We start from the raw sequence: 20013 nt of genomic DNA, 5'->3' as shown, positions 1-20013 counted from the left end.
TCAACCCGCCGATTCAACCGATATGCAACCGATTCACGCAAGGAGCCTGAAGTGAACGCTACCGACACCCTGGACCCCGCGTCCGCCGAAGAACAGCGCATCATGTCGAAGATGGCGCGGCGCTTGCTGCCCATCCTCGTCGTGATGTTCCTGATCGCGTTCATCGACCGGCAGAACGTCGGTTTCGCGAAACTGCAGATGGTGCACAGCCTCGGGATGACGGAAGCCGCGTTCGGGCTCGCGTCGTCGCTGTTCTTCATCGGCTACCTGCTGTTCGAGGTGCCGAGCACGCTCGCATTGCATCGTTACGGCGCACGCGTGTGGCTCGCGCGGATCATGCTGACGTGGGGGCTCATCACGGTGCTGATGGGCTTCACGACGTCGATGCCCGCGTTCTGTTCGCTGCGCTTCGTGCTCGGCATCGCCGAGGCCGGTTTCTATCCGGGCGTGATCTATTACCTGACGCTGTGGTTCCCGCAGAGCTACCGCGCGAAGGTGCTCGGCATCTTCACGCTCGGCAGCGCGCTCGCGAACATGCTCGGCTCGCTCGTCGGCGGCCTGCTGCTGAGCCTGAACGGCGTGTGGGGGCTCGCGGGCTGGCAGTGGGTGTTCGTCGCGACGGGCATTCCGGCCGTGGTCGTCGCGATCGTCGTGTTCCGCGTGCTGCCCGCATCGTTTCGCGAAGCGCGGTTCCTCGACGAGCGCGAGAAGCAGATCGTCGCGGCCGCGCTGGAGCGCGAGAAGCCCGCGCAGGCCGAGCACGGCCAGCCGTGGAAGGCGCTGCTCGATCCGCGCGTGATGCTGTTCGCGGCGACCTACATGCTGATGTCGACGTCGCTGTACGGCGTCACGTACTGGCTGCCGACGATCGTGAAGTCGTTCGGCGTGTCGAGCACGACGAACGGGTTCCTGAGCATGCTGCCGTGGGCGCTCGCGGTGGTGCTGCTGGTGTGGCTGCCGTCGAAGCTGCGGCGCGCGAAGAGCATCCTGCGCACGATCGCGATCGTCGCGGCGCTCGGTGCGCTCGGTTTTCTGCTGAGCCTCGTGCTGCCGTCGACGCCGCTGCGCTTCATCGCGCTCGTGCTCGGCGGCGCGTGCATCCCGCTGCTGTATCCGTGCTTCTGGTCGATGCCGCCGCGCTATTTCACCGGCGCGCGGGCGGCCGCGAGCGTCGCGGCGATCAACTCGATCGGCAACCTCGGCGGCTTCTTCAGCCAGAACCTGATGCCGTTCGCGGGCAAGGTGACGGGCACTGCGTTCGGGCCGATGATCGTGCCGATCGTGTGCCTCGCGCTGCTCGGCGTCGGCGCGCTGGTCGCGTGGACGCGCTCGGAGCGGGGGATGGTGGCGGCGCAGGCGTGATGGACGGCCGGGGTTGTGGCCCCGGGATACGTGGATTAGGCCGAACGGCCGACTGCACGCGAAAAAGCGGGTGCGCTACCATGCATTACATATGTAATGCATGGAGTGTGCGATGAAAACCGCGACCATGCCGGCGCTGCGTGTCGATCCGCAATTGCGGGAGGAGGCAGAGTCGGTCCTTGAAGAAAACGAGACGTTGTCTGCGTTCATGGAGTCGGCGCTGCGCGACGGGATCGCGCGTCGCCGTCTGCAACGCGAGTTTGTAACCCGTGGCCTCGCATCGCGCGACGAGGCGCGTCGTACCGGTGAATACGTCGATGCCGCCGACGTGCAGGCCGAACTCGAGGGCATGCTGAAGGCTGCGCGTGCAGCGAAGGCGGCTGATTGATCTATCGGGTCCGATATACACGTGCGACCCGTGAGGATCTGGTAGGGATGTATCGATACTTGCTCGAATGTGATGTGGATGCGGCGGCGCGGGCTGTGGACGCGATCGAACAAGGTGTCGCCATGCTCCGCATGTTTCCGTTCACATGCCGCAAGGTCGATCACGGAAATCCATTTTTGCGCGAGCTGATCGTGTCCTTCGGCACGTCGGGCTATGTCCTGCTGTTCGAGATTGAAGCAGCCGAGCAAGTTACGATTTTAGCCGCACGACGCCAACGGGAAGATGATTACCACTGATACGTGACGATGCGGTGGTTGTCGTTGCCGCGTTGGTCAGCGATTGATTCGCGAATCCCCGTCCACGCCATGCGCGACCGCCACAGGCGCGGGCACCCGCGGAATCTCCACCTCGACCGTCGTGCCTTCGCCGAGCGTCGTCGCGATCCGCAGCGTGCCGCCGACCAGGTACGCACGCTCGCGCAACCCCACCAGCCCGAATGAACTCGACTTGCGCGGCACCGCGGGATCGAAGCCCGCGCCGTCGTCGCGTATCGTCAGCGCGATCGCTTCGCCGCCGCACACGAGTTCGACGTCCGCATGCGACGCGGCCGCGTGCCGGGCGACATTCGCGAGCGCTTCCTGCGCGATGCGGAACACGGCCGTCGCATACGGCTCGTCGAGCTGCAATTCGGGCGGCTCGACGTGCAGCGCACACGCGATCCCGTGACGGTGCCGGAAATCCTCCACGAGCCATTGCATCGCCGCCGCGAAGCCGAGATCGTCGAGCATCAGCGGGCGCAGGTCCGACGCGATGCGGCGGGTCGCGGCCACCGCGCCGCGCGCGAGCGCATGCATCGCCGCGATCTTGCGCGCGAGCGACGCGTCGTCCTGCGGCACGCGGTCGATCAGCCATTCGAGATCGTTCTTCAGCGTCGCGAGCGTCTGCGCCAGTTCGTCGTGCAGTTCGCGCGCGATGCGGCGCTGCTCGGCTTCGCGCGCGCTGGCGCTGATCGCGGCGATCTCGCGCAACTCCTCGCGCGACGCCTGCAGCGCCCGCTCCGCGCGCACGCGTTCCTCGACTTCGCGTCGCAAGTCGCGGTTCGACGCACTCAGCTGCGCGGTGCGCGCGGCGACGCGCTGTTCGAGCCGTTCGTTCGCCTCGTTCAACTGCGCGCTTTTCTGCGCGACGAGCAGATGCTGGTAGCGCGCGCCGGCCAGCGCGCGCACCGTCTGCGCATGCAGCCGGCCGTTCTCGAACAGCATCGCGAACAGCACGACGCCCGACGCGACGAGACCGTACGCACGCCCCGCATAGAAGCCGAGGTCGAAGCGGCCGTGATTCAGCATCGACGACAGCGCGATGTCGAACAGCCACGCGACGAGCACCGTCATCACCCACAGATCGAGCACCGAATGGCGGCGCCGCTGCCGCCACATCAGCATCAGCGCGACGAGGTTCAGCCCCCAGACGACCGTGATCGCGTTCGTCATCGTCGCGGTCATCCGGTTGCCGCTCATGATGCGTGGCAGCAGGTCGTGGCCGGCGGTCGCGAGCAGCGCGAGCGCGACCGTCGCGCCGATCGCGGCCGCGATGCAGAGAACGACCGGAATCGCCGCGCGGCGCTGCGGGGCCGGAGCCGGGCGCCCGCGCGACGCTGCGCGCAGCAGCGCGTACGCGGCGACCGACAGCGGAAAGCCGCCGTGCCAGAACAGGTACAGCCACGCGGTGGTCTGTTCGCCGGCGCCGAGGAGGCCGCGCGGCGCGAACAGGCCGGGGAAGGTCAGCATGTGCATGCCGGCCATGAACGCCGTGAACAGGTAGCCGCCCGCCAGCACGAGCAGCGGCTTCTCGCGCAGGATCGCGTACTGGCCGAGCAGCAGGCCGGCCGTCACCATGTCGTTGACGACGATCGCCGACTGGTACACGGGAATGAACGCCCAGCCCGGCGCGAGCGGCAGGGTGGCGAATGGTGCGAGCGCAGCGAAGATCACGGCCGAGACGAGCACCGTCGCGAGCGCGAGCCGCCGCTCGCGCCGGCCCGGCGGCAGCGACGACATGAACAGGCGCGACGTATCCGGATCGTCGTCGTTCGGCGGCGGCGGTGCGGACGGGACGCGGAAGGCGGCCATCATGCGTCGTCGGCGCCGAGGTCGAGATCGTGGCGCACCGCGTAGCGGATCAGGGCGGCTTCGTGCGGCAGCGCCATCTTGTCGAGGATGCGCGTCTTGTACGTGCTGACCGTCTTCGCGCTCAGCGCGAGTTCAAACGCGATCTGCGTGACCGTCTGGCCGGCGACGATGCGGCGCATCACGTCGAGTTCGCGCGCGGACAGTCGCTCGTGCGGCAATACCTGAGCCGGCGCGCGCAGCGTGCGAGCGAGGCTTTCGGCCGCGGACGGGCTCACGTAGATGCCGCCCGCGGCCACCTTGCCGACGGCTTCGACGAGCTCGGCGGTCGCACTGTCCTTCGTCAGGTAGCCGGTGGCGCCAGCCTTGAATGCGCGCGCCGCATACTGCGTTTCCGCGTGCATCGTCAGCACGAGCGTGCGCAGCGACGGCGCCTGGCGCTTGACCAGCCGGATCAGCTCGATGCCGGTCGGCGCGGGCATCGACAGGTCGAGCAGCAGCACGTCGGCGACGGTGCGCTCGGCCAGCGCGAGCGTGCCCGAGCCGTCGCTCGCCTCGCCGACGATCTCGAAACCGCCGGCCATCTCCAGGATGTGACGCAGTCCGTCCCGCATGACTGCGTGATCGTCAGCCAGAATTACCCTGATCATCTTCCAGCGATCCTCTTCGGGATGACGCCGCGTGTTGCCGTCCGGTTGTCGCCGCGGCCGTTCTTCTGACCAATATATGCCCCCGGACCCGAAAACGGTACTCGTTCGAGAAATTTTCGGGAGGGTTGAGCGCGGAATGTGCACTGAAACGAAATAATTCACGGGAAAGGGTACGGCGCGACGCGCATCCGGATCCGGGTATTCCCGGGTGATCGTTGCACCCGCGCGGGGCCGGCGCGGCATCACGGCAACCGGTCCGCGAACCGGTCCGATTCGGGACTAAACTGGTGCCCGATGCCACTCGCGTCAATCAAGGAGTCCTGCGATGACCGACCTTGCCGATATCCTGCCGTCCGCATTGCCCGCCGCCGTCGCGTGGGCCGAAGCGGAGGCGGCGCGCGGGCTCGCGCGGGGCGCGCCGCTGACGCCGGCACAAGCCGACGACGCGCGCACGGTGGGCGTCGCGCAACCGGAGCGGATTCGCGTGACGGCCGTCGATCGCATGCCGTTTCCCGACACGCCGACGCTTGCCGCGCTCGCCCGCGACACGGGGCTGCTCGCGCCCGGGACGATCGGCCTCACGCTCGGCCATGCGGTGTACGTGCTGCGCGGGCAGGACACGCGCCGCCTGCTGACTCACGAATTCCGGCATGTGCATCAATACGAGGCCGCCGGCTCGATCGGCGCGTTTCTTGCGCGCTATCTGCACGAGGTCGCGACGGTCGGCTACCACGATGCGCCGCTCGAGGCCGACGCGCGACAACACGAATTCGATTGACCCCTGACCCCGACACCGGCGCGAGCGTGCGCATGTCGCGATGAACGTATCCAATGCCCCTGCCGGCCCGCCGTTCGCGCGCCGGGCCGCACCGTTCGGGAGCGTGTGATGAGCGACACGATCCATGCGTGGATCGGTGCGATCGGCGCGCATCCGCTGCTCGTGCTGGCGATCGTGTTCGTGGCCGCCTGCGCGGAGGCGATCGCGTTGATCGGCACGATCGTGCCGGCCGGCGCCGTGATGTTCGCGGCCGGCGCGCTGATCGGCGCGGGCGCGCTCGACGCGTGGGCGACGATCGGCGTCGCGGCCGTCGGCGCGGTGATCGGCGACGGGATCAGTTACGAACTCGGGCGGCATTACCGCGGGATGATCCGCAACGCATGGGCGCGCTTCGGCTATGCGAACGCCTACGCGCGCGGCGAGGAATTCGTGCTGCGTCACGGCATGAAGAGCATCGTGCTCGCGCGTTTTCTCGCGCCGGTGCGTGCGGTGGTGCCGGTCGTCGTCGGCTGCGCGACGCTGCCGCGCCGGTCGTTCTATCCGGTCAACGTGATCTCGGCGCTCGTGTGGGCGCCTGTCCACGTCGCGCCCGGCATCCTGTTCGGCGCGTCGGCCGCGCTGGCCGCGGCGATCAGCGTGCGGGTCGCCGCGATCCTGCTGGTCGTCGCCGCGCTGGTCGCGCTCGTGTGGATCGGCGTGCGCGTCGCGCTGCGGCGCGGCTGGCCGCTGCTGTGCCGTGCGCTCGCCGAAGCCCTGCATGCCTGCGCGCGCCGCTGGCCGCGGTTCGGCGCGCGGCTGCACGACGGGATCGCGTACCTGCGCGGGTTGCCGGGCGCGGTGCCCGTGCTCGCGCTGCTGTTCATCGGCTGTGTGTGGCTGTTCGCGGGCATCGTGCAGGACGTCGTCGCGAACGATCCGCTGATGCACGCGGACATCGCGCTGTACGCGTTCCTGCAGAACCTGCGCACGCCGCCCGTCGACGCCGCGATGAGCGCGCTCGCCGTGCTGCATGGGCACGACACGGGGCTGATCGTCGCGGCCGCGTTTCTCGTCTGGCTGATGATTCATCGCTGCTGGCTGTCGGCTGCGTGGTGGCTCGCGACGGTCGGCGTCGCCGTCGTGCTCGTGCCGGTGTTCGGCGGGGGCGTGCCGGGCGCGACACCCGCGAGCCTGCCGCCCGGCGCGCCGCACGTGGCGCTGCCCGACGCCGACGCCGCGTTCGCGATCCTCGCGAGCAGCGGCCTCGGCTGGGTGCTCACGCGCGACCGGCCCGCGTTGTGGCGCATTCCGGTCGTGACCGCGGTCGTGCTGTGGATCGTGCTCGGCGGTTTCGCGCGGCTGTACGTCGGCGATACGTGGTTGTCGGGCCTGCTGGGCGGATGGAGCCTCGGGCTCGCGTGGTTCGCGTTGCTCGCCGGTGCCTATGCGTACTGGCGCGTGCGCGAGCATGTGCAGCCGAGAGGCGCGCTCGTCGCGGTCGTCGTCGTGCTCGCGACGGCCGGCGTATGGACGGTGCCCGCGCAATGGCAGCTCGATCGCGCGGCGCGTCCGCATGTCGGCGACGTGGTCGCGATGACCGTCGACCAGTGGCTGCGCGGCGGCTGGCAGCGCGTGCCGACGCGGCGTACCGAGATCGGCGGCGACCGCGAGGAATACCTGCCGCTGCAATGGAGCGCGACGTCGGACACGCTCGACCGGCATCTCGCGCAGGCCGGCTGGCAGCGTGCGACGCCGTGGTCGCCGGCCACCGCGCTGCGCTGGCTGTTGCCGCAGGCGCCGGCGGATACGCTGCCCGTGCTGCCGCGCTATACGCATGGCGAAAGCACGCGGCGCGTGTTCGTCCATATCGACCCGGCCCACCCGGAAAGCCGTTTCGTGCTGCGGCTGTGGCGTTATCCGTACGTGCTGCAGGATGCGCTCGGCACGCGGCCGCTGTGGTACGGCGCGCTGTATCGCGAGACGCTGCGCCGGCCGGCGCGGCTGATGACGATCGTGCGCACGACGACGATCGACGATGCGGCGGCGATCGCGCAGGCGCTGGCGGTCGAGCCGACGATCGCGCATCGGCCGGCGGGAGTGACGGTCGCGCCGGACGAGATGCTGCTGGTGTGGATGGTGAGGCCGTGAGGGGGTGCGCGTGCCGTGCGCCCCTTACGCGTGCGACGGCTGCGCGGGAACGACGGACAGGCGCAGGCCGACGGTCTTGAGCACCGCGAGCAGGGTCTTCAGCGTCGGGTTGCCGTTCGGGGACAGCGTGCGATACAGCGATTCGCGGCTGATGCCGGCTTCGGCCGCGACGGCGCCGAGCCCGCCATACGCTTCCGCGACCGTGCGCAGCGCGAGCAGGCCGGCCGCGCGGTTGTCCGGGTCGTCGAGCGACTCCATCGCGACGCGCAGATAGGCGACCGCGAGCTCGCGGTCGGCGCCGAGTTCGGCGACCTCTGCGTCGTGGTGCGATGCCGCGCCTTTGAGCTTGTTCACATTTGCCTCCGTTTCCAGTTCGACCAGTGTTCCTTTGCGCGCCGGATGTCGTCGGATTGACTCGCCTTGTCGCCGCCTGACAACAGCAGCACCAGGGCGCTGCCGTGCCGGCCGAAGTACACGCGATAGCCGGCGCCGACATGGACGCGCAGTTCGATCACGCCTTCGCCGACCGGCTCGCAGTCGCCGAAATTGCCGGTCTGTACGCGGCGCAGGCGCTCGCGGATGCGTGCCTGCGCGAGCTTGTCACGCACGGCGTTCAGCCATTCGGTGAAAGGCTCGCGACCGTCGTCGCGCTGATAGCGAAGCAGTTCGAACTTGGAGAGCATTGTAACTTATAAGCTACAAAAAATCAATGGAACGAATCGGGTCGCATGCAATGGCTTCACAGCCGACGCGCATGCAGCGTCTTCATGGTTCGGCTGTCAGGGCATGGAGCGGACCTCCCGGACGACGATCATTGTTTCATCCGGTCGGGCGCGCGACGATTCGGCCAAATGGCCGGTATCGATGGCGTGATGAGGGGGGATGCGCTCGGAGACGGAGAGCGAGAGGAACGACTGGGTGGAGGGTTTGCCGGCTCGCGATGTGTACCGCGAGCCGGCAGATTCCCGCGCTACTGCTTCGCCGGCACGGCGGTCGCGACTTTGTCGAGTGCCGCCGGAATGTACGTATCGAGTTGCGCGGTCACCGATTCGTAGAAGTCGATCGGCTTGCCCCATGCGTCGGGCACGTCGACGTGTTTCCCGCTCGCGTACTCGGCCAGCGTGAACACCTTGCCGGCTGCCGCCGGATAGAGCGCGAGCACCTTTTCCTTGTGCTTGTCGGTCATCGTCAGGATGACGTCCGAATGCTTGACGTCGTTCGCGTTCAACTGCGCCGCGCGATGCGCGGACGTGTCGATCCCGCGGCGCTTCATCAGGATCACGCCGTTCTCCTCCGGCTTTTCGTCGTACGGATCCTCGTCGACCGCGCGCGAAATTACCGCGACATGCGCGTGGCGCTGCGCGATCAACTGGCCGGCAATCGCTTCCGCCATCACGCTGCGCCCGGTGTTGCCCGTGTCGACGAACGCGACCTTCTTCGGTTCGTCGGCCCATGCCGACGTCGCGCACTGGATGCCGACGCCGCAGAGCAGCGCAAGCGTGCCGAGGGTGTGCCTTCTTTTCATGATGTCTCCGCCAGGGTGGGGTGGTTGCTCGCCCCGGTGACGCACCGGGGTTTGCGGGAAATCATGACGGCCGCATGCGGCGGAAAAAAATAAACGGCCGGTTTTCGCAAGTCGGTGTCGCTTCGTTGCAAGCGGGTGCGACGCTCGGGCCGGCGCCGAGCGTCGTACGTCGCCGCTTCATCGTCATGCCGGCGAGGCGACACGTTCCGCTGCAAACCCCGCCAACGTACGCAACGCATCCCGCGCCGAGCGCAGATAAAACGCCTGCAGATGAAACACGTGCCAGCGCGCCGCATGAATCTCCAGCCGGCACGGCACGCCGCACGCATGCGCATGCTCCGCGAGCCGCTGCGCATCGGACAGCAGCACTTCCTGGTCGCCGGCCTGGATCAGCATCGGCGGCAAGCCGCGCAGGTCGGTGTCGAGCGGGCCGCGCGCCGCGGCGGACCCCGTGCCGTGATACCAGCGCAGGCCCTGTTCGAGCCAGCCGCGCCGGATCATCGGATCGTCGTGGCGGCGCGAGGCCAGCGTCGCGCCGCCGAGCGCCGGGTCGGTCACGGGCGAGATCAGCAGCAGCGCGGCGGCAGCCGGCTCGCCGCGCTCGCGCAGCGCGATGGCGAGCGCCAGCGCCAGCGCGCCGCCGGCGGAGTCGCCGGCGATCACGATCCGGTGCGGCGCATAGCCCTGCGTGCGCATCGCATCGTATGCGGCCAGTGCATCGTCGAGCGCGGCCGGGCTCGGATGCTCGGGCGCGAGCCGGTAATCGGGCACCCACACCGGCAGGCCCGCGTCGATCGCGAGGCGCGTCGTCACGCCGCGATGCGTATGCGGCCCGCCGAGACAAAACGCGCCGCCGTGCAGACAGAGGATCGCGCCACCCGTATCGCCACGCTTCGGCGCGACGACTTCGACGGGCACGCGTTGCGCCGACGTGCGGTAGCGCAGCGTGCCGCCCGCGCCGGGCATCAGCGGCGACAGCAGCGTGACGACGCGGCGCTGCATGCGCGCGCCGAACGGCGGCCCGATCAGCGGCCGGAACGCGACGCGCAGGAATCCGCGCAACGAAGCGGCCGTGAAGGCTTCGAGTCTGCCGGCGGGCGGCGCGACCATCGTGCCGTGCAGCGGCGCGGCCGCCGCGGGCAGCGGTTGCGACAAGCGGTACGCGGACATGCCGGTGAAGCGCGTGATCCACCGGTAGGTCAGCGTGAAGCCCGGCCAGTTCGTGCTGTTGTGTCCCGACGCATCGACGTACCAGCTCTTGCAATTGCTCCATACCGACCCTGCGAGCCGTTGCTGCACGTGCACGTTGAAACGCCGGTAGCGGCGCGCGTCGACGTCGATCTCGCGCGCGCCGTCGCGACGCATCGCATGCACGCAGCGCATCACGTGCGCGATCTGGCTTTCGAGCATGTAGACGATCGAGTTGTGACCGAGGTTGGTGTTCGGGCCGTACAGCATGAAGAAGTTCGGAAAGCCGGGCACGGTGAGCCCGAGATACGCCTGCGCGCCGCGTCGCCACGCATCGTTCAGGTCGAGGCCGCCGCGGCCCGTGATGCGCATCGGCGACAGGAACTCGGTCGCCGCGAACCCGGTGCCGTAGACGATCGCGTCGACGGGATGATGCACGCCGTCGGCGGTTTCGATCCCGTCCTCGGTCACGCGCCGGATCGGCTGCGTGACGAGCTCGACATGGTCGCGGCTCATCGCGGCGAGATAGTCGCTCGACAACAGGATGCGCTTGCAGCCGACCGGATAGTCGGGCGTGAGCCGTGCGCGCAGCGCGGGGTCCGGCACGTCGCGCGCGAGCAGCTTGCGAAACGGCCGGCCGACCGCGACCTTCATCAACCCGTGCAGGCGCGTGAACGCGATCGCGCGCGCTTCGTAGCGCAGGTAGATCGATGCGCGATGCAGTTTCATCGCCGCCGGCAGCCGGCGAAACAGCGCCTTTTCCCACGGGCGATACGCGCGGTCGGGGCGCGGCATCACATAGGCCGGCGAGCGCTGGAACACGGTGAGGCGCCGCACGTCGCCGGCGATCGCCGGAACGAACTGGATCGCCGATGCACCGGTGCCGACCACGGCGACACGTTTGCCGGCGAGTGCGTAATCGTGATCCCAGTGTGCGGAGTGAAACGCACGGCCGCGAAACGTGTCGATGCCGGGCAGGTCCGGCATGGCGGGGCGGCTCAGCTGGCCGGTGCCGCTGACGAGCAGCGCGGCGCTCAGCGTCGTGCCGTCGCGCAGCGTGACGTGCCACAGCGCGCCGGCTTCGTCGTAGCGTGCGTGTTCGACTTCGGCGCCGAAGCGCAGATATCGCGCGAGGCCGTACTTGCGCGCGCAGTGTTGCAGGTACGCATGAATTTCAGGCTGCGGCGCGAACACGCGCGACCACGCCGGATTGGGCTCGAACGAGAACGAGTACAAGTGCGAAGGCACGTCGCACGCGGCGCCCGGATAGCGGTTGTCGCGCCACACGCCGCCGACGTCGTGCGAGCGTTCGACGATCACGAAATCGTGAATGCCGGCGCGTTGCAGCGCGACCGCCATGCCGATGCCGGCAAAGCCGGCGCCGATGATGATCGCGGCAAGCGGCGTGGCGGAGCCGGCGGAACGGGAAGGATCAGGCGACAGCATGGCGGGTTTCCTCGGGCTGGGCGGTATCGTGCGCGGCGTGGGGTGCAAGGGTAGCGTCGAAATCCGTCGCTGTCCTGACGATTGCTTCGGCATGCGGCTCTACCGCTACGCGGCATACGCCGCGCATCAGGTCGACGGCCTTCTCGGCGATCATGATCGTCGGCGCATTGGTGTTGCCGCCGATGAGCGTCGGCATCACCGATGCATCGACGATGCGCAGCCCTTGCAGGCCATGCACGCGCAGTTGCGGATCGACGACGGCGAGCGCGTCGCGTCCCATCCGGCAGGTGCCGACCGGGTGATAGACGGTGTCCGTGCGCCGCCGCAGCACGTCGCGAATCTCGTCGTCGGTCGTCACGTTCGCGGTGAACAGGTCGCGCGTGGTCCAGCTGGCGAGTGCCGGTGCGTCCATCAGGCGACGCGTGAGGCGGAAGCCCGCGACCATGTCGTCGAGATCGCGCGGATCGTCGAAGAATGCGGGATCGATGCGCGGCGCCGCGAGCGGATCGGTGCCGTTCAGCGTGACCGAGCCGCGGCTGCGCGGCCGCAGCAGGCAGACGTGGCACGACAGCCCGTGACCGGCATGCGGCTTGCGCGCATGGTCGTCGACGAGCGCGACGACGAAATGCAGCTGGATGTCCGGTGCGGCGAGATCGGCGCGCGTTTTCAGGAAGCCGCCGCCTTCCGCGAAGTTCGACGTCAGCATCCCGCGCCGTTCGCGGCGAAAGCGCGCGAATTCGCGCAGCATGCGCAGCCCGCCGCGGACGGATACGCCCATCGTGTCGACGCTGCGCGTGCGGTAGCCGAAGATGAAATCCGGATGATCCTGCAGGTTGCGGCCGACGCCCGGCAGGTCCGCCCGTACCGCGATGCCGCGCTGCTGGAGTGCACTGCCCGGGCCGACGCCCGACAGCATCAGCAATTGCGGTGTCTGCAGCGCGCCGGCCGCGAGCACGACTTCGCGCCGCGCGCGCAGCGTGCGGATTTCGCCGTGCTGCCGCACTTCGACGCCGGTTGCGCGCGTGCCGTCGAACAGGATGCGCAGCACCTGCGCATGTGTCTCGACCGTCAGGTTGTCGCGTCGCCCGACGTGCGGCAGCAGGTACGCGCGTGCCGCGCTCCATCGTTCGCCGTGCTTTTGCGTGACCTGGTAGATCCCGATGCCTTCCTGCTGCGCGCCGTTGAAATCGTCGGTGAGCGGCAAGCCGGCCTGTCGCGCGGCTTCCAGATAGCGCGCGTGAAACGGGTTGCCGGTGCGCAGGTCGCTGACCCACAGCGGGCCGTCGCGGCCGTGCCACGCATCGTCGAAGCGCTCGTTGTGTTCGCTCAGGCGAAAGTACGGCAGCACGTCGTCGTATGCCCAGCCTTCGTTGCCGAGCGCGGCCCAGCCGTCGTAATCGACGCGATGGCCGCGGATATAGACCATCGCGTTGATCGCCGACGAACCGCCGAGCGTCCTGCCGCGCGGCTGATAGCCGATGCGCCCGCCGAGCCCCGGCTGCGGCACCGTGTCGAAGGCCCAGTTGTTCAGGCGGGTGGGCATCATCGCGACCGCGCCGGTCGGCACGTTGACGACCGCGCCGTCGCCCCGGCCGCCGGCTTCGAGCACGCAGACGGTCACGGCCGGGTCCTCGGTCAGCCGCCCCGCGACGACGCAGCCGCCCGACCCGCCGCCAACCACGATGTAGTCGAAAGTCCTGCTCATGGAATCGTCTCCTTTCCTCGGTAATCGGTGGGTCACGCGATGCACGTCGGCATGCGGGGACGGGCGGCGCGCCGGTGGGCGAAGCGGGCGGCGGGATCGATCGGGCGACTCGGTCGCATGGTGTCTCCTCCTGGGGCGATGGCGTCGTTCGGGCGACGACCGGATGACGCCGATGGTGCGGGCCGCGTGGGAAAACACCAATGCTGCTCGGGGACAATTGTTTTAGTATTTGGGCCAAATCGGCGCTTCGAGGGTTTCTCCGCATGAGCTTCTGGGATTTCACCCGGAGTCCGGCCAGCGCCCGGCTGCTGGCCGATTTCGGCGACGAACGCGGCGTGCCGCCTGCCACGTTGCTGGCCGGCACCGGCCTCGCGAGCGCGCAGCTCGACGACCCGAAAGTCGAGGTGACGGCCGCGCAGGAGCTGCGGCTGACCGGCAACCTGCTGCGCGCGCTCGGCCGGGCGCAGGGCCTCGGGTTCGAGGTCGGGCTGCGTTATCACTTCTCCGCGTACGGCGTGTGGGGCTACGGGCTGATCTCGAGCGCGACCGGGAGCGATGCGCTCGCGCTGGCGATGCGCTTTTTGCCGCTCACGTATGCGTACACCGTCATCACGTACCGCGAGGCCGCTGACACCGGCGTGCTCAACTTCGGCGCGCCGGAACTCGACGCCGACCTGAGCCGGTTCCTCGTCGAGCGCGACATGACGGCCGCGGCCGTGCTGCTGCAGGAAATTGCCAGCGGCGATTTCGCGTTGTCGCGCTTCACGCTGCAGGCCGCGCGTTCGCCGGCGCTTGTCGCGCCGCGCATCGCGGGTATCGAGCCGACGTTCGCGGCGCGTGCGAACAGCCTCGAGTTCGATCGCGCGTTTCTCGACCGGCCGCTGCCGCATGCGAATCCGCTGACGGTGTCGATGTGCGAGCAGATGTGCGGCCAACTCGTCGAAGCGCGGCGTGCACGCGTGGGCACGTCGGAGATGGTGCGCCAGTACCTGAACGCGACGCCGGGCAGCGCGCCGTTCTCGCTCGAGGACATGGCGCGGCTGATGAACACGAGCCCGCGCACGCTCAAGCGCCGGCTTCAGGACGAAGGCACGACGTTTCGCGCGCTGCTCGCGCAGGCGCGCGGCGCGATGGCCGAGACGCTGCTCGCCGATGCGCGGCTGTCGCTCGCGGAGGTGGCCGAGCGGCTCGGTTTCAGCGATCTGTCCAGTTTCTCGCAGGCATTCAAGCGCTGGTACGGCGTACCGCCGGGCGCGTATCGCAGCGCGGCGCGGCGAACGGGCGACCCGCGATGAATCGCGGTACGATCGCTCGTTCGCCTGCCTTGCCTGCTGACATCACCCTCACGAGACCCCCCGCATGATCACGATCCGCCCGATGACCGACGACGATTTCGCACGTTTCTGGCCGACCTACCGCGCCATCGTCGCTGCTCAGGAAACCTACGCATTCGATCCCGAGTCGACGCCCGAAGCGGCACGCGCACTGTGGCTCGACGCGCCGCTCTGTACGTGGATCGCCGAGGAGGACGGCGTGGTGCTCGGCTCGTATTACCTGAAGGCGAATGCGGCCGGGCCGGCCAAGCACGTGAGCAACTGCGGCTACATGGTGAACGAGGCCGCGCGCGGCCGCGGCGTCGCGCGCCTGATGTGCGAGCACTCGCAGCAGGTCGCGCGCGAGCACGGTTTTCTCGCGATGCAGTTCAATTCGGTGGTCGCGACCAACGAGGTCGCGGTCGCGCTGTGGCAGAAGCTGGGATTCGAGATCGTCGGCCGGCTGCCGCGCGCATACCGTCACGCGCGGCTCGGCTTCGTCGACTGCCTCGTGATGTTCAAGTGGCTCGGCGACGCGGCCGCCGCCGAAGCCTGAGTCACCTGCGCGCCGCGTCAGACGGCGAACGCGCCGTCGAACACGATCCGCTCGTCGAGCGCGAGCGTGCCGCGCGCGAAGATCAGGTCCAGATGGTGGCTGCCGTTTTCGCCGCCGCCGAGGCCGAGATGCAGGCCCGGATGGCGTTCCTCGAATCCCGCGTTGCGGCCGTACAGGCCGCGGATGCCGAGGTTCGTGCCGATGCCGAATTCCTCGATCCGCCGGTGATTCGCGTGCCGGTCCAGATAGGTCGAGAAATCGCGTCGGAAGCCCGCATCGTCGGTGTCGAAATCGACGATCGTGCTGTGTTCGACATGCAGCGTCGCGAGCCGCTCGGCCACCTTGTACTTGATCGCGAACGGCACGGTGCCGAGAAACGTGCCGCTGAACACGACGGTGCCGTTCAGGTCCGTCACGTGCGTCGCGATCTCTCCGGGCACGACGTCGAGGTTGCCCATGCCGTCCACGCTCGTCCATTTCTGGTCCGGCGCGAGCGCGCCCGTCAGCGCGTTGCCGGCTTCGTCGATGAAGCGGATCTGTGACGCGCGCGAGGCCGCCTCGATCAGGCGGCCGTTGCGGGCGGCGATGTCGTCGAGCGATTCGGCGAACGCTTCGTCGAGATGCGGGCCGTAATCCTTGAATAGAACCGATTTGCTCCAGTGTTCGACGATCGCGGGGCGGATCGCGGCGAGGAACGGCGGCCCGCTCGGCGACGGCGTCGGCAGGCACGACGAGTCGTACAGCAGCACGAACAGGTCGGCGTTGTCGAGTGCGACGGCGATGTCGGCGGGCGCGGTGCTTTCGAGGCAGAGGGTGGTCGCGTCGAGCGAATCGGGCAGGGCGGAAAAGGCGCGCAACGCGATGTCGCGGTTGCGGGTGTCATAGCCGACCAGCAGTTTTCCCGATTCGCCGCGGGCCAGCTTGGCGCGCAGCGCCGGGTGAAAACCGAGCGCGCGGTGCAGGTTCAGCATGCGTATCTCCGGAAGCGGCGGAAGGGCCGAGGCCCTTCCGCGAGAACGGGTGGCCCGCTCAGACCGGCCAGAGCGCGGTGCCGAACGGCACCACGGCGTCCTCGACCATCATGTCGACGGCCTCGGGGTGCGTATCTTCCTGCATCCAGTCAAGCAATTCGATTTGCTGGGTTTCCTGCATGTCAATTCTCCTGTGGTGAACATGAGTGATTCAACATGAAAGCGCGACAAAAAAATTGCCGCTCCTCGTTCGGCATTTTGTGAATCCCGGACAAGTGGCGTCGATATTAGTCTGACGAATTTTCGAATGCAATGCGTTGCCATGTTTTTAGCCGACACGTGCTAAACACGCAGCGTTTGCGCTTCACATACTGGAAAAACCGGATAAAACGGGCGACAGATCACGCATCATTTTTTTAGAGGACGGAATCCGGATCGACGAAATGAATTCGGCTATTTTTAATTCGAATTCAATTGTCCGGATTGCTGCGTTTTATGTCATTGACGAAAGCCGCATACGCATTCGCGTGGCGTTCGAATCCGCGATCGAACCGGTCCGCGATGTCACGCACCGCGCGCGGTTCGCACGCGAGCGTCATCCGAGCAACGCCTTGCCGATCGCCTTGGTCGGTTCGGAGCGCAGCACCAGCGAAGTCGTGACCGCGCCGAAGCGCGCAATCGCGTCGATGAGCGTTTCGAGCTGGCCCGGTGTCGGCACCAGCACCTTCAGCAGAAAGCAATCGTCGCCGGTCATGCGATGGACTTCGATGACATGCGGCATGTCGGCAAACGTGCGCAGCGCCGGTTTGATGTGCTCGTGAGTCGTCTTCAGCCGGATGATGGCCATCATGCCCAGCCCGAGCGCCGCCGGATCGATCCGTGCGCCGTAGCCCGCGATGATGCCGCGTTCTTCGAGCCGCTTGACGCGCTCCGACGTCGCGGGCTGCGACAGCCCGATGCGCCGGCCCACTTCCGACAGCGGCGTTCGCGCGTTGTCCTGCAGGGCCTCGAGGATCGCAAGATCCAGGCGATCCAGTGCTTCGTCCGGCATGACGGTCCTCCGGTACCGTTGATTCATCGGCATTTTGTCTCAATAACCGATGACTTGCCATTCCATGCCGACCGGCGCCCCGTCACACTGCCGGCTTTCGTTGATGGAGGGCGTGATGGAGCAAGCGATCGTGATCGTGCCGGGTATCGGCAATTCGGGACCGGATCATTGGCAGAGTCATTGGGAGACCGCGTTTCCCCGCGCCGCGCGCATCGCGCCTGAGTCGTGGGATGCGCCCGACCTGGCCGACTGGACGGCGGCGCTGGACGAGGCCGTGGCGAACGCCGGCGCGCCTGCGCTCGTGATTGGTCATTCGCTGGGCTGTCTGTTGTTCGCGCATTGGCATGCCGCGTCGGCGCGCGCGGTGCGCGGCGCGTTTCTCGTCGCCGTGCCGGACCCGGCAGGGCCGCGTTTTCCGGTGGCCGCCGCCGCGTTCGCGAAGCTGCCGCGCGGCCGGTTCGGGCGCGTGCCGGTGCTGGCGATCGCGAGCGCGGACGATCCGTACGATCCGTCCGGGCGAGCGCTCGAATGGGTCACGCAACAGGGCGCGACGCCGCTGCAGCTCGGCGCGCGCGGCCATCTGAACGCGGCTTCCGGGTTGGGGGAATGGCAAGAAGGACGCGCGCTGCTGACGGCGTTTGCAGCCGGGCTCGGGCGAGCGTGATCGTGCGTGCCTGCGCCGGCCGTCGGGTTTTTGTCGCCACCGCACCGGTTCACGGCGGCTCAAGTATGATCGACCGACGGCGGCGCAAGCCCCGCAATCGAACAACGATGGAGACACCCCGATGCGCGCAGTGCCGCAACCGGAGCGTGCCGGCCGCTCGCGGCCGGACGCCGGCGCAACCGATCCCGGCCGCATGGCCGCGTGGCGACTCGCGATCTGCCTGTCGCTCGGCAGCGCGATCGCGCTCGGCCTCGCACGCTTTTCATATGCGCTGCTGCTGCCGCCGATGAAAGCCGATCTCGGCTGGACCTTCGCGCAGGCCGGCGCGCTGAACACGGCGAACGCGGCCGGCTACCTGATCGGCGCGCTGGCATTCCCGCTGTTGTCGCGGCGCTGGCGCGCGGGCACGCTGCTCGCGGCCGGCTGCGCACTGACCGCCGTGCTGATGGCCGCGGGCGGGCTCACGTCGGACATGCACGCGCTACTGGCGCAGCGGCTGGCCACAGGTATCGGCAGCGCGTTGATCTTCATCAGCGGCGGTGTGCTGGCCGCGCGGCTCGCGTCCGCGTCGCCGCGCGACGCAGGGCTGCTGCTCGGCCTCTATTACGGCGGCACCGGATGGGGCATCGTCGCGTCGTCGCTGCTCGTGCCGGCCACGCTCGTGCATCGCGTGCACGGCTGGCAGCCCGCGTGGTTCGCACTCGCGACGGCGTGCGTGCTGTTCTCGGCGGTGGCCGTGTCGGCTGCGCGCCGCATCGAGCATGCGCATGCGGCGCCGGTCAGACAGACCGACGGCGCGAAACCGGCGGCGAGCGCGAGCCCGGCCCGCTTCGCGCTCGCGCTGGCCGGCTACGGGCTGTTCGGCGTCGGCTACATCGGCTACATGACGTTCATCGTCGCACTGCTGCGCGGCGCGGGGATGAGCGGCACGGTGGTCGCCGCGTTCTACGTGATGCTCGGGATCGCGACCGTCGTGTCGGCGCGGCTGTGGTCGGGGCTGCTCGACCGGATGCGCGGCGGCCAGGCGCTCGCCGTGCTCAACGCGCTGCTCGGCGTCGCGACGCTGATGCCCGCGCTGTTCGTGCACCCGGCCGCCGCGTTCGCGTCGGGCCTGCTGTTCGGCGCGACGTTCCTGTCGGCGGTCGCGTCGACGACGGCCTTCGTGCGGCACAACCTGCCGCCCGACGGCTGGGCGAAGGGGATCAGCGCATTCACGACGGTCTTCGCATTCGGGCAGATCGCGGGGCCGGTCGCGATCGGCTGGGTGTCGGACAGCGCGGGGCTCGCGCGCGGGCTCGTGTATTCCGCGCTGACACTGTTCGCGGGTGCCGCGTTCGCGGCCGGGCAGCGCGCGCTGCGCAGCACGTCCGCGTAGTCAGGCACCCGTCACCGCACGCACGCGGTACGCGACACGCGATGAAACGCACGGCTGAAGTAGATGAGGCTGTCGCCGTCGTCGCGCACGCGAATCGACGTCGCCTCGATGAACATCACCGAATGCGAGCCGACTTCCTTCATTTCGGCGATCGTGCCCTGCAGGCTCGCGAGCGCGTCGCGCAGCACCGGCACGTCCTGTTCGCCGCGATCCCACACGGGCAACTGGAAACGCTGTTCCATCGGCAGGTCGGTGAGCCCCGCGAAGTGTCGCGCGAGCAGTTCGTGCTCGGCCGGCAGCACGTTGATGCACACCTGACGGTTGCGCTCGAAGGTCGCGTGCATCGCGCTCGACCGGTTCAGGCACACGAGCAGCGTCGGCGGCGCGTCGGTGACGGAGCATACGGCGCTCGCGGTGATCCCGCAGCGGCCGTGCGGCCCGGCGGTGGTGATCACGTTGACGGCCGCGCCGAGGTGGGCCATCGCCTGGCGGAAGGCCTTCTGCGCGTCGGTCGGTTCGACGCGCGCCGGTCGCTGGATATCGGTCGTGGAAGACATGGGCGCTCCTGGTTGGACGAAAGCGGCGAACGATGCAGCGCGGCGAGCGCGGCGCCGGATCGCCGACGATGACCCAAGCGTACGTCGCGAAAATGCGGCCGACCATTCGCACGATTGGCGATCGGGATGGCGTTGCCGCCAACGCGTCTAAAGGTTCTACCTAGATGCGTGCCGCCGCGTGTGAAAAAACCGCGATTGCGCGTTCGTGCGGCACGTGCAGGGGTTTGCAGC

Annotated in this window: 20 protein-coding genes; 9 read left to right on the top strand and 11 right to left on the bottom strand. The window is 68.5% G+C overall.

Annotated features, from left to right (window positions below; translation table 11 throughout):
• Positions 1–51: 51 nt before the first annotated feature.
• The 3 genes from H0X90_RS20600 to H0X90_RS20590 all read left to right on the top strand — a co-directional run bounded on the left by H0X90_RS20600 (position 52) and on the right by H0X90_RS20590 (position 2046).
• Entirely contained in the window at positions 52–1362 is a 1311-nt protein-coding gene (locus H0X90_RS20600) for an MFS transporter (RefSeq protein ID WP_077191036.1), read from the top strand.
• Between the two features lie 112 nt (positions 1363–1474).
• Complete coding sequence (locus H0X90_RS20595; protein ID WP_006482105.1) at positions 1475–1750, top strand: YlcI/YnfO family protein; 276 nt, start codon at positions 1475–1477, stop codon at positions 1748–1750.
• Complete coding sequence (locus tag H0X90_RS20590) at positions 1747–2046, top strand: type II toxin-antitoxin system RelE/ParE family toxin (protein ID WP_077191037.1); 300 nt, start codon at positions 1747–1749, stop codon at positions 2044–2046. Before H0X90_RS20595 ends, H0X90_RS20590 begins: the two co-directional genes overlap by 4 nt.
• Before the next feature lie 36 nt (positions 2047–2082).
• On the opposite strand, the gene H0X90_RS20585 is transcribed toward H0X90_RS20590, so the two are convergent.
• Positions 2083–3882: a sensor histidine kinase gene (locus tag H0X90_RS20585; protein ID WP_077191038.1), complete on the bottom strand. Its 1800-nt coding sequence runs from the start codon at positions 3880–3882 to the stop codon at positions 2083–2085.
• Positions 3879–4526 carry a response regulator transcription factor gene (locus tag H0X90_RS20580; protein ID WP_006495658.1) on the bottom strand — a complete coding sequence of 216 codons (648 nt, stop codon included), beginning with the start codon at positions 4524–4526 and terminating at the stop codon, positions 3879–3881. Before H0X90_RS20580 ends, H0X90_RS20585 begins: the two co-directional genes overlap by 4 nt.
• A 325-nt stretch (positions 4527–4851) precedes the next feature.
• On the opposite strand from H0X90_RS20580, the gene H0X90_RS20575 reads away from it, so the two are divergent.
• Together H0X90_RS20575 and H0X90_RS20570 are read left to right on the top strand one after the other, a co-directional pair.
• Positions 4852–5304 carry a hypothetical protein gene (locus H0X90_RS20575; RefSeq protein WP_062885308.1) on the top strand — a complete coding sequence of 151 codons (453 nt, stop codon included), beginning with the start codon at positions 4852–4854 and terminating at the stop codon, positions 5302–5304.
• Between the two features lie 108 nt (positions 5305–5412).
• Complete coding sequence (locus H0X90_RS20570; protein WP_077191040.1) at positions 5413–7431, top strand: LssY C-terminal domain-containing protein; 2019 nt, start codon at positions 5413–5415, stop codon at positions 7429–7431.
• Between the two features lie 24 nt (positions 7432–7455).
• Here H0X90_RS20570 and H0X90_RS20565 read toward each other — a convergent pair whose 3' ends face one another.
• The 5 genes from H0X90_RS20565 to H0X90_RS20545 all read right to left on the bottom strand — a co-directional run bounded on the left by H0X90_RS20565 (position 7456) and on the right by H0X90_RS20545 (position 13295).
• A complete protein-coding gene (locus H0X90_RS20565) occupies positions 7456–7785 on the bottom strand; it encodes a DNA-binding protein (RefSeq protein ID WP_077191041.1) in 330 nt (109 codons plus the stop codon).
• Positions 7782–8114: a type II toxin-antitoxin system RelE/ParE family toxin gene (locus tag H0X90_RS20560; RefSeq protein ID WP_006490499.1), complete on the bottom strand. Its 333-nt coding sequence runs from the start codon at positions 8112–8114 to the stop codon at positions 7782–7784. Before H0X90_RS20560 ends, H0X90_RS20565 begins: the two co-directional genes overlap by 4 nt.
• A 287-nt stretch (positions 8115–8401) precedes the next feature.
• Complete coding sequence (locus H0X90_RS20555) at positions 8402–8956, bottom strand: protein-tyrosine-phosphatase (RefSeq protein ID WP_006490500.1); 555 nt, start codon at positions 8954–8956, stop codon at positions 8402–8404.
• 183 nt (positions 8957–9139) lie between these two features.
• Entirely contained in the window at positions 9140–11590 is a 2451-nt protein-coding gene (locus tag H0X90_RS20550) for an alpha/beta hydrolase fold domain-containing protein (protein ID WP_077191042.1), read from the bottom strand.
• Positions 11577–13295 (bottom strand): GMC family oxidoreductase, encoded by a 1719-nt coding sequence (locus H0X90_RS20545; RefSeq protein WP_048988371.1) that lies wholly within the window; start codon positions 13293–13295, stop codon positions 11577–11579. The genes H0X90_RS20550 and H0X90_RS20545 overlap by 14 nt, the downstream gene beginning before the upstream one ends.
• A 263-nt stretch (positions 13296–13558) precedes the next feature.
• Here H0X90_RS20545 and H0X90_RS20540 point away from each other — a divergent pair, with 263 nt between their 5' ends.
• On the top strand, positions 13559–14590 hold the full coding sequence (locus H0X90_RS20540) for an AraC family transcriptional regulator (protein WP_062885312.1): 1032 nt from the start codon (positions 13559–13561) through the stop codon (positions 14588–14590).
• Between the two features lie 64 nt (positions 14591–14654).
• Positions 14655–15164: a GNAT family N-acetyltransferase gene (locus tag H0X90_RS20535; protein WP_058902752.1), complete on the top strand. Its 510-nt coding sequence runs from the start codon at positions 14655–14657 to the stop codon at positions 15162–15164.
• Between the two features lie 17 nt (positions 15165–15181).
• Here H0X90_RS20535 and H0X90_RS20530 read toward each other — a convergent pair whose 3' ends face one another.
• The 3 genes from H0X90_RS20530 to H0X90_RS20525 all read right to left on the bottom strand — a co-directional run bounded on the left by H0X90_RS20530 (position 15182) and on the right by H0X90_RS20525 (position 17186).
• Entirely contained in the window at positions 15182–16135 is a 954-nt protein-coding gene (locus tag H0X90_RS20530; protein WP_006490492.1) for a hypothetical protein, read from the bottom strand.
• Between the two features lie 58 nt (positions 16136–16193).
• Positions 16194–16316, bottom strand: a complete 123-nt coding sequence (locus H0X90_RS36045; protein WP_006479692.1) for a hypothetical protein — start codon at positions 16314–16316, stop codon at positions 16194–16196.
• 414 nt (positions 16317–16730) lie between these two features.
• Positions 16731–17186, bottom strand: coding sequence for an Lrp/AsnC family transcriptional regulator (locus H0X90_RS20525; protein WP_006490496.1), 456 nt, complete (start codon positions 17184–17186; stop codon positions 16731–16733).
• Positions 17187–17301: 115 nt separating this feature from the next.
• Here H0X90_RS20525 and H0X90_RS20520 point away from each other — a divergent pair, with 115 nt between their 5' ends.
• Both H0X90_RS20520 and H0X90_RS20515 read left to right on the top strand, forming a co-directional pair.
• The gene (locus tag H0X90_RS20520) at positions 17302–17850 is read left to right on the top strand and encodes an alpha/beta hydrolase (protein WP_062885647.1); all 549 of its coding nucleotides are present in this window, start codon (positions 17302–17304) and stop codon (positions 17848–17850) included.
• A gap of 121 nt (positions 17851–17971) precedes the next feature.
• A complete protein-coding gene (locus H0X90_RS20515; protein WP_058902754.1) occupies positions 17972–19225 on the top strand; it encodes a YbfB/YjiJ family MFS transporter in 1254 nt (417 codons plus the stop codon).
• An 11-nt stretch (positions 19226–19236) separates the two neighbouring features.
• Here the strand turns inward: H0X90_RS20515 and hpaC are convergent, their stop codons facing one another.
• The gene (gene hpaC / locus H0X90_RS20510; protein WP_006490502.1) at positions 19237–19782 is read right to left on the bottom strand and encodes a 4-hydroxyphenylacetate 3-monooxygenase, reductase component; all 546 of its coding nucleotides are present in this window, start codon (positions 19780–19782) and stop codon (positions 19237–19239) included.
• Positions 19783–20013: the final 231 nt, after the last annotated feature.

Source organism: Burkholderia sp. 9775_39 (genome assembly GCF_015712225.1).
GTDB lineage: Bacteria > Pseudomonadota > Gammaproteobacteria > Burkholderiales > Burkholderiaceae > Burkholderia > Burkholderia cenocepacia.
Note: the sequence above shows the minus strand (reverse complement) of the source record. Positions and strands in the feature narration are given on the sequence as shown.

Bases quoted from the DNA above. Each gene is read 5' to 3' on its own strand.
- H0X90_RS20540 (WP_062885312.1), top strand. From the start codon at position 13,559: ATGAGCTTCTGGGATTTCACCCGGAGTCCGGCCAGCGCCCGGCTGCTG.
- H0X90_RS20595 (WP_006482105.1), top strand. From the start codon at position 1,475: ATGAAAACCGCGACCATGCCGGCGCTGCGTGTCGATCCGCAATTGCGG.
- H0X90_RS20580 (WP_006495658.1), bottom strand. From the start codon at position 4,526: ATGATCAGGGTAATTCTGGCTGACGATCACGCAGTCATGCGGGACGGA.
- H0X90_RS20525 (WP_006490496.1), bottom strand. From the start codon at position 17,186: ATGCCGGACGAAGCACTGGATCGCCTGGATCTTGCGATCCTCGAGGCC.
- hpaC (WP_006490502.1), bottom strand. From the start codon at position 19,782: ATGTCTTCCACGACCGATATCCAGCGACCGGCGCGCGTCGAACCGACC.
- H0X90_RS20550 (WP_077191042.1), bottom strand. From the start codon at position 11,590: ATGCTGTCGCCTGATCCTTCCCGTTCCGCCGGCTCCGCCACGCCGCTT.
- H0X90_RS20530 (WP_006490492.1), bottom strand. From the start codon at position 16,135: ATGCTGAACCTGCACCGCGCGCTCGGTTTTCACCCGGCGCTGCGCGCC.
- H0X90_RS20560 (WP_006490499.1), bottom strand. From the start codon at position 8,114: ATGCTCTCCAAGTTCGAACTGCTTCGCTATCAGCGCGACGACGGTCGC.
- H0X90_RS20535 (WP_058902752.1), top strand. From the start codon at position 14,655: ATGATCACGATCCGCCCGATGACCGACGACGATTTCGCACGTTTCTGG.
- H0X90_RS20545 (WP_048988371.1), bottom strand. From the start codon at position 13,295: ATGAGCAGGACTTTCGACTACATCGTGGTTGGCGGCGGGTCGGGCGGC.
- H0X90_RS20515 (WP_058902754.1), top strand. From the start codon at position 17,972: ATGCGCGCAGTGCCGCAACCGGAGCGTGCCGGCCGCTCGCGGCCGGAC.
- H0X90_RS20570 (WP_077191040.1), top strand. From the start codon at position 5,413: ATGAGCGACACGATCCATGCGTGGATCGGTGCGATCGGCGCGCATCCG.
- H0X90_RS20575 (WP_062885308.1), top strand. From the start codon at position 4,852: ATGACCGACCTTGCCGATATCCTGCCGTCCGCATTGCCCGCCGCCGTC.
- H0X90_RS36045 (WP_006479692.1), bottom strand. From the start codon at position 16,316: ATGCAGGAAACCCAGCAAATCGAATTGCTTGACTGGATGCAGGAAGAT.
- H0X90_RS20555 (WP_006490500.1), bottom strand. From the start codon at position 8,956: ATGAAAAGAAGGCACACCCTCGGCACGCTTGCGCTGCTCTGCGGCGTC.
- H0X90_RS20520 (WP_062885647.1), top strand. From the start codon at position 17,302: ATGGAGCAAGCGATCGTGATCGTGCCGGGTATCGGCAATTCGGGACCG.
- H0X90_RS20585 (WP_077191038.1), bottom strand. From the start codon at position 3,882: ATGATGGCCGCCTTCCGCGTCCCGTCCGCACCGCCGCCGCCGAACGAC.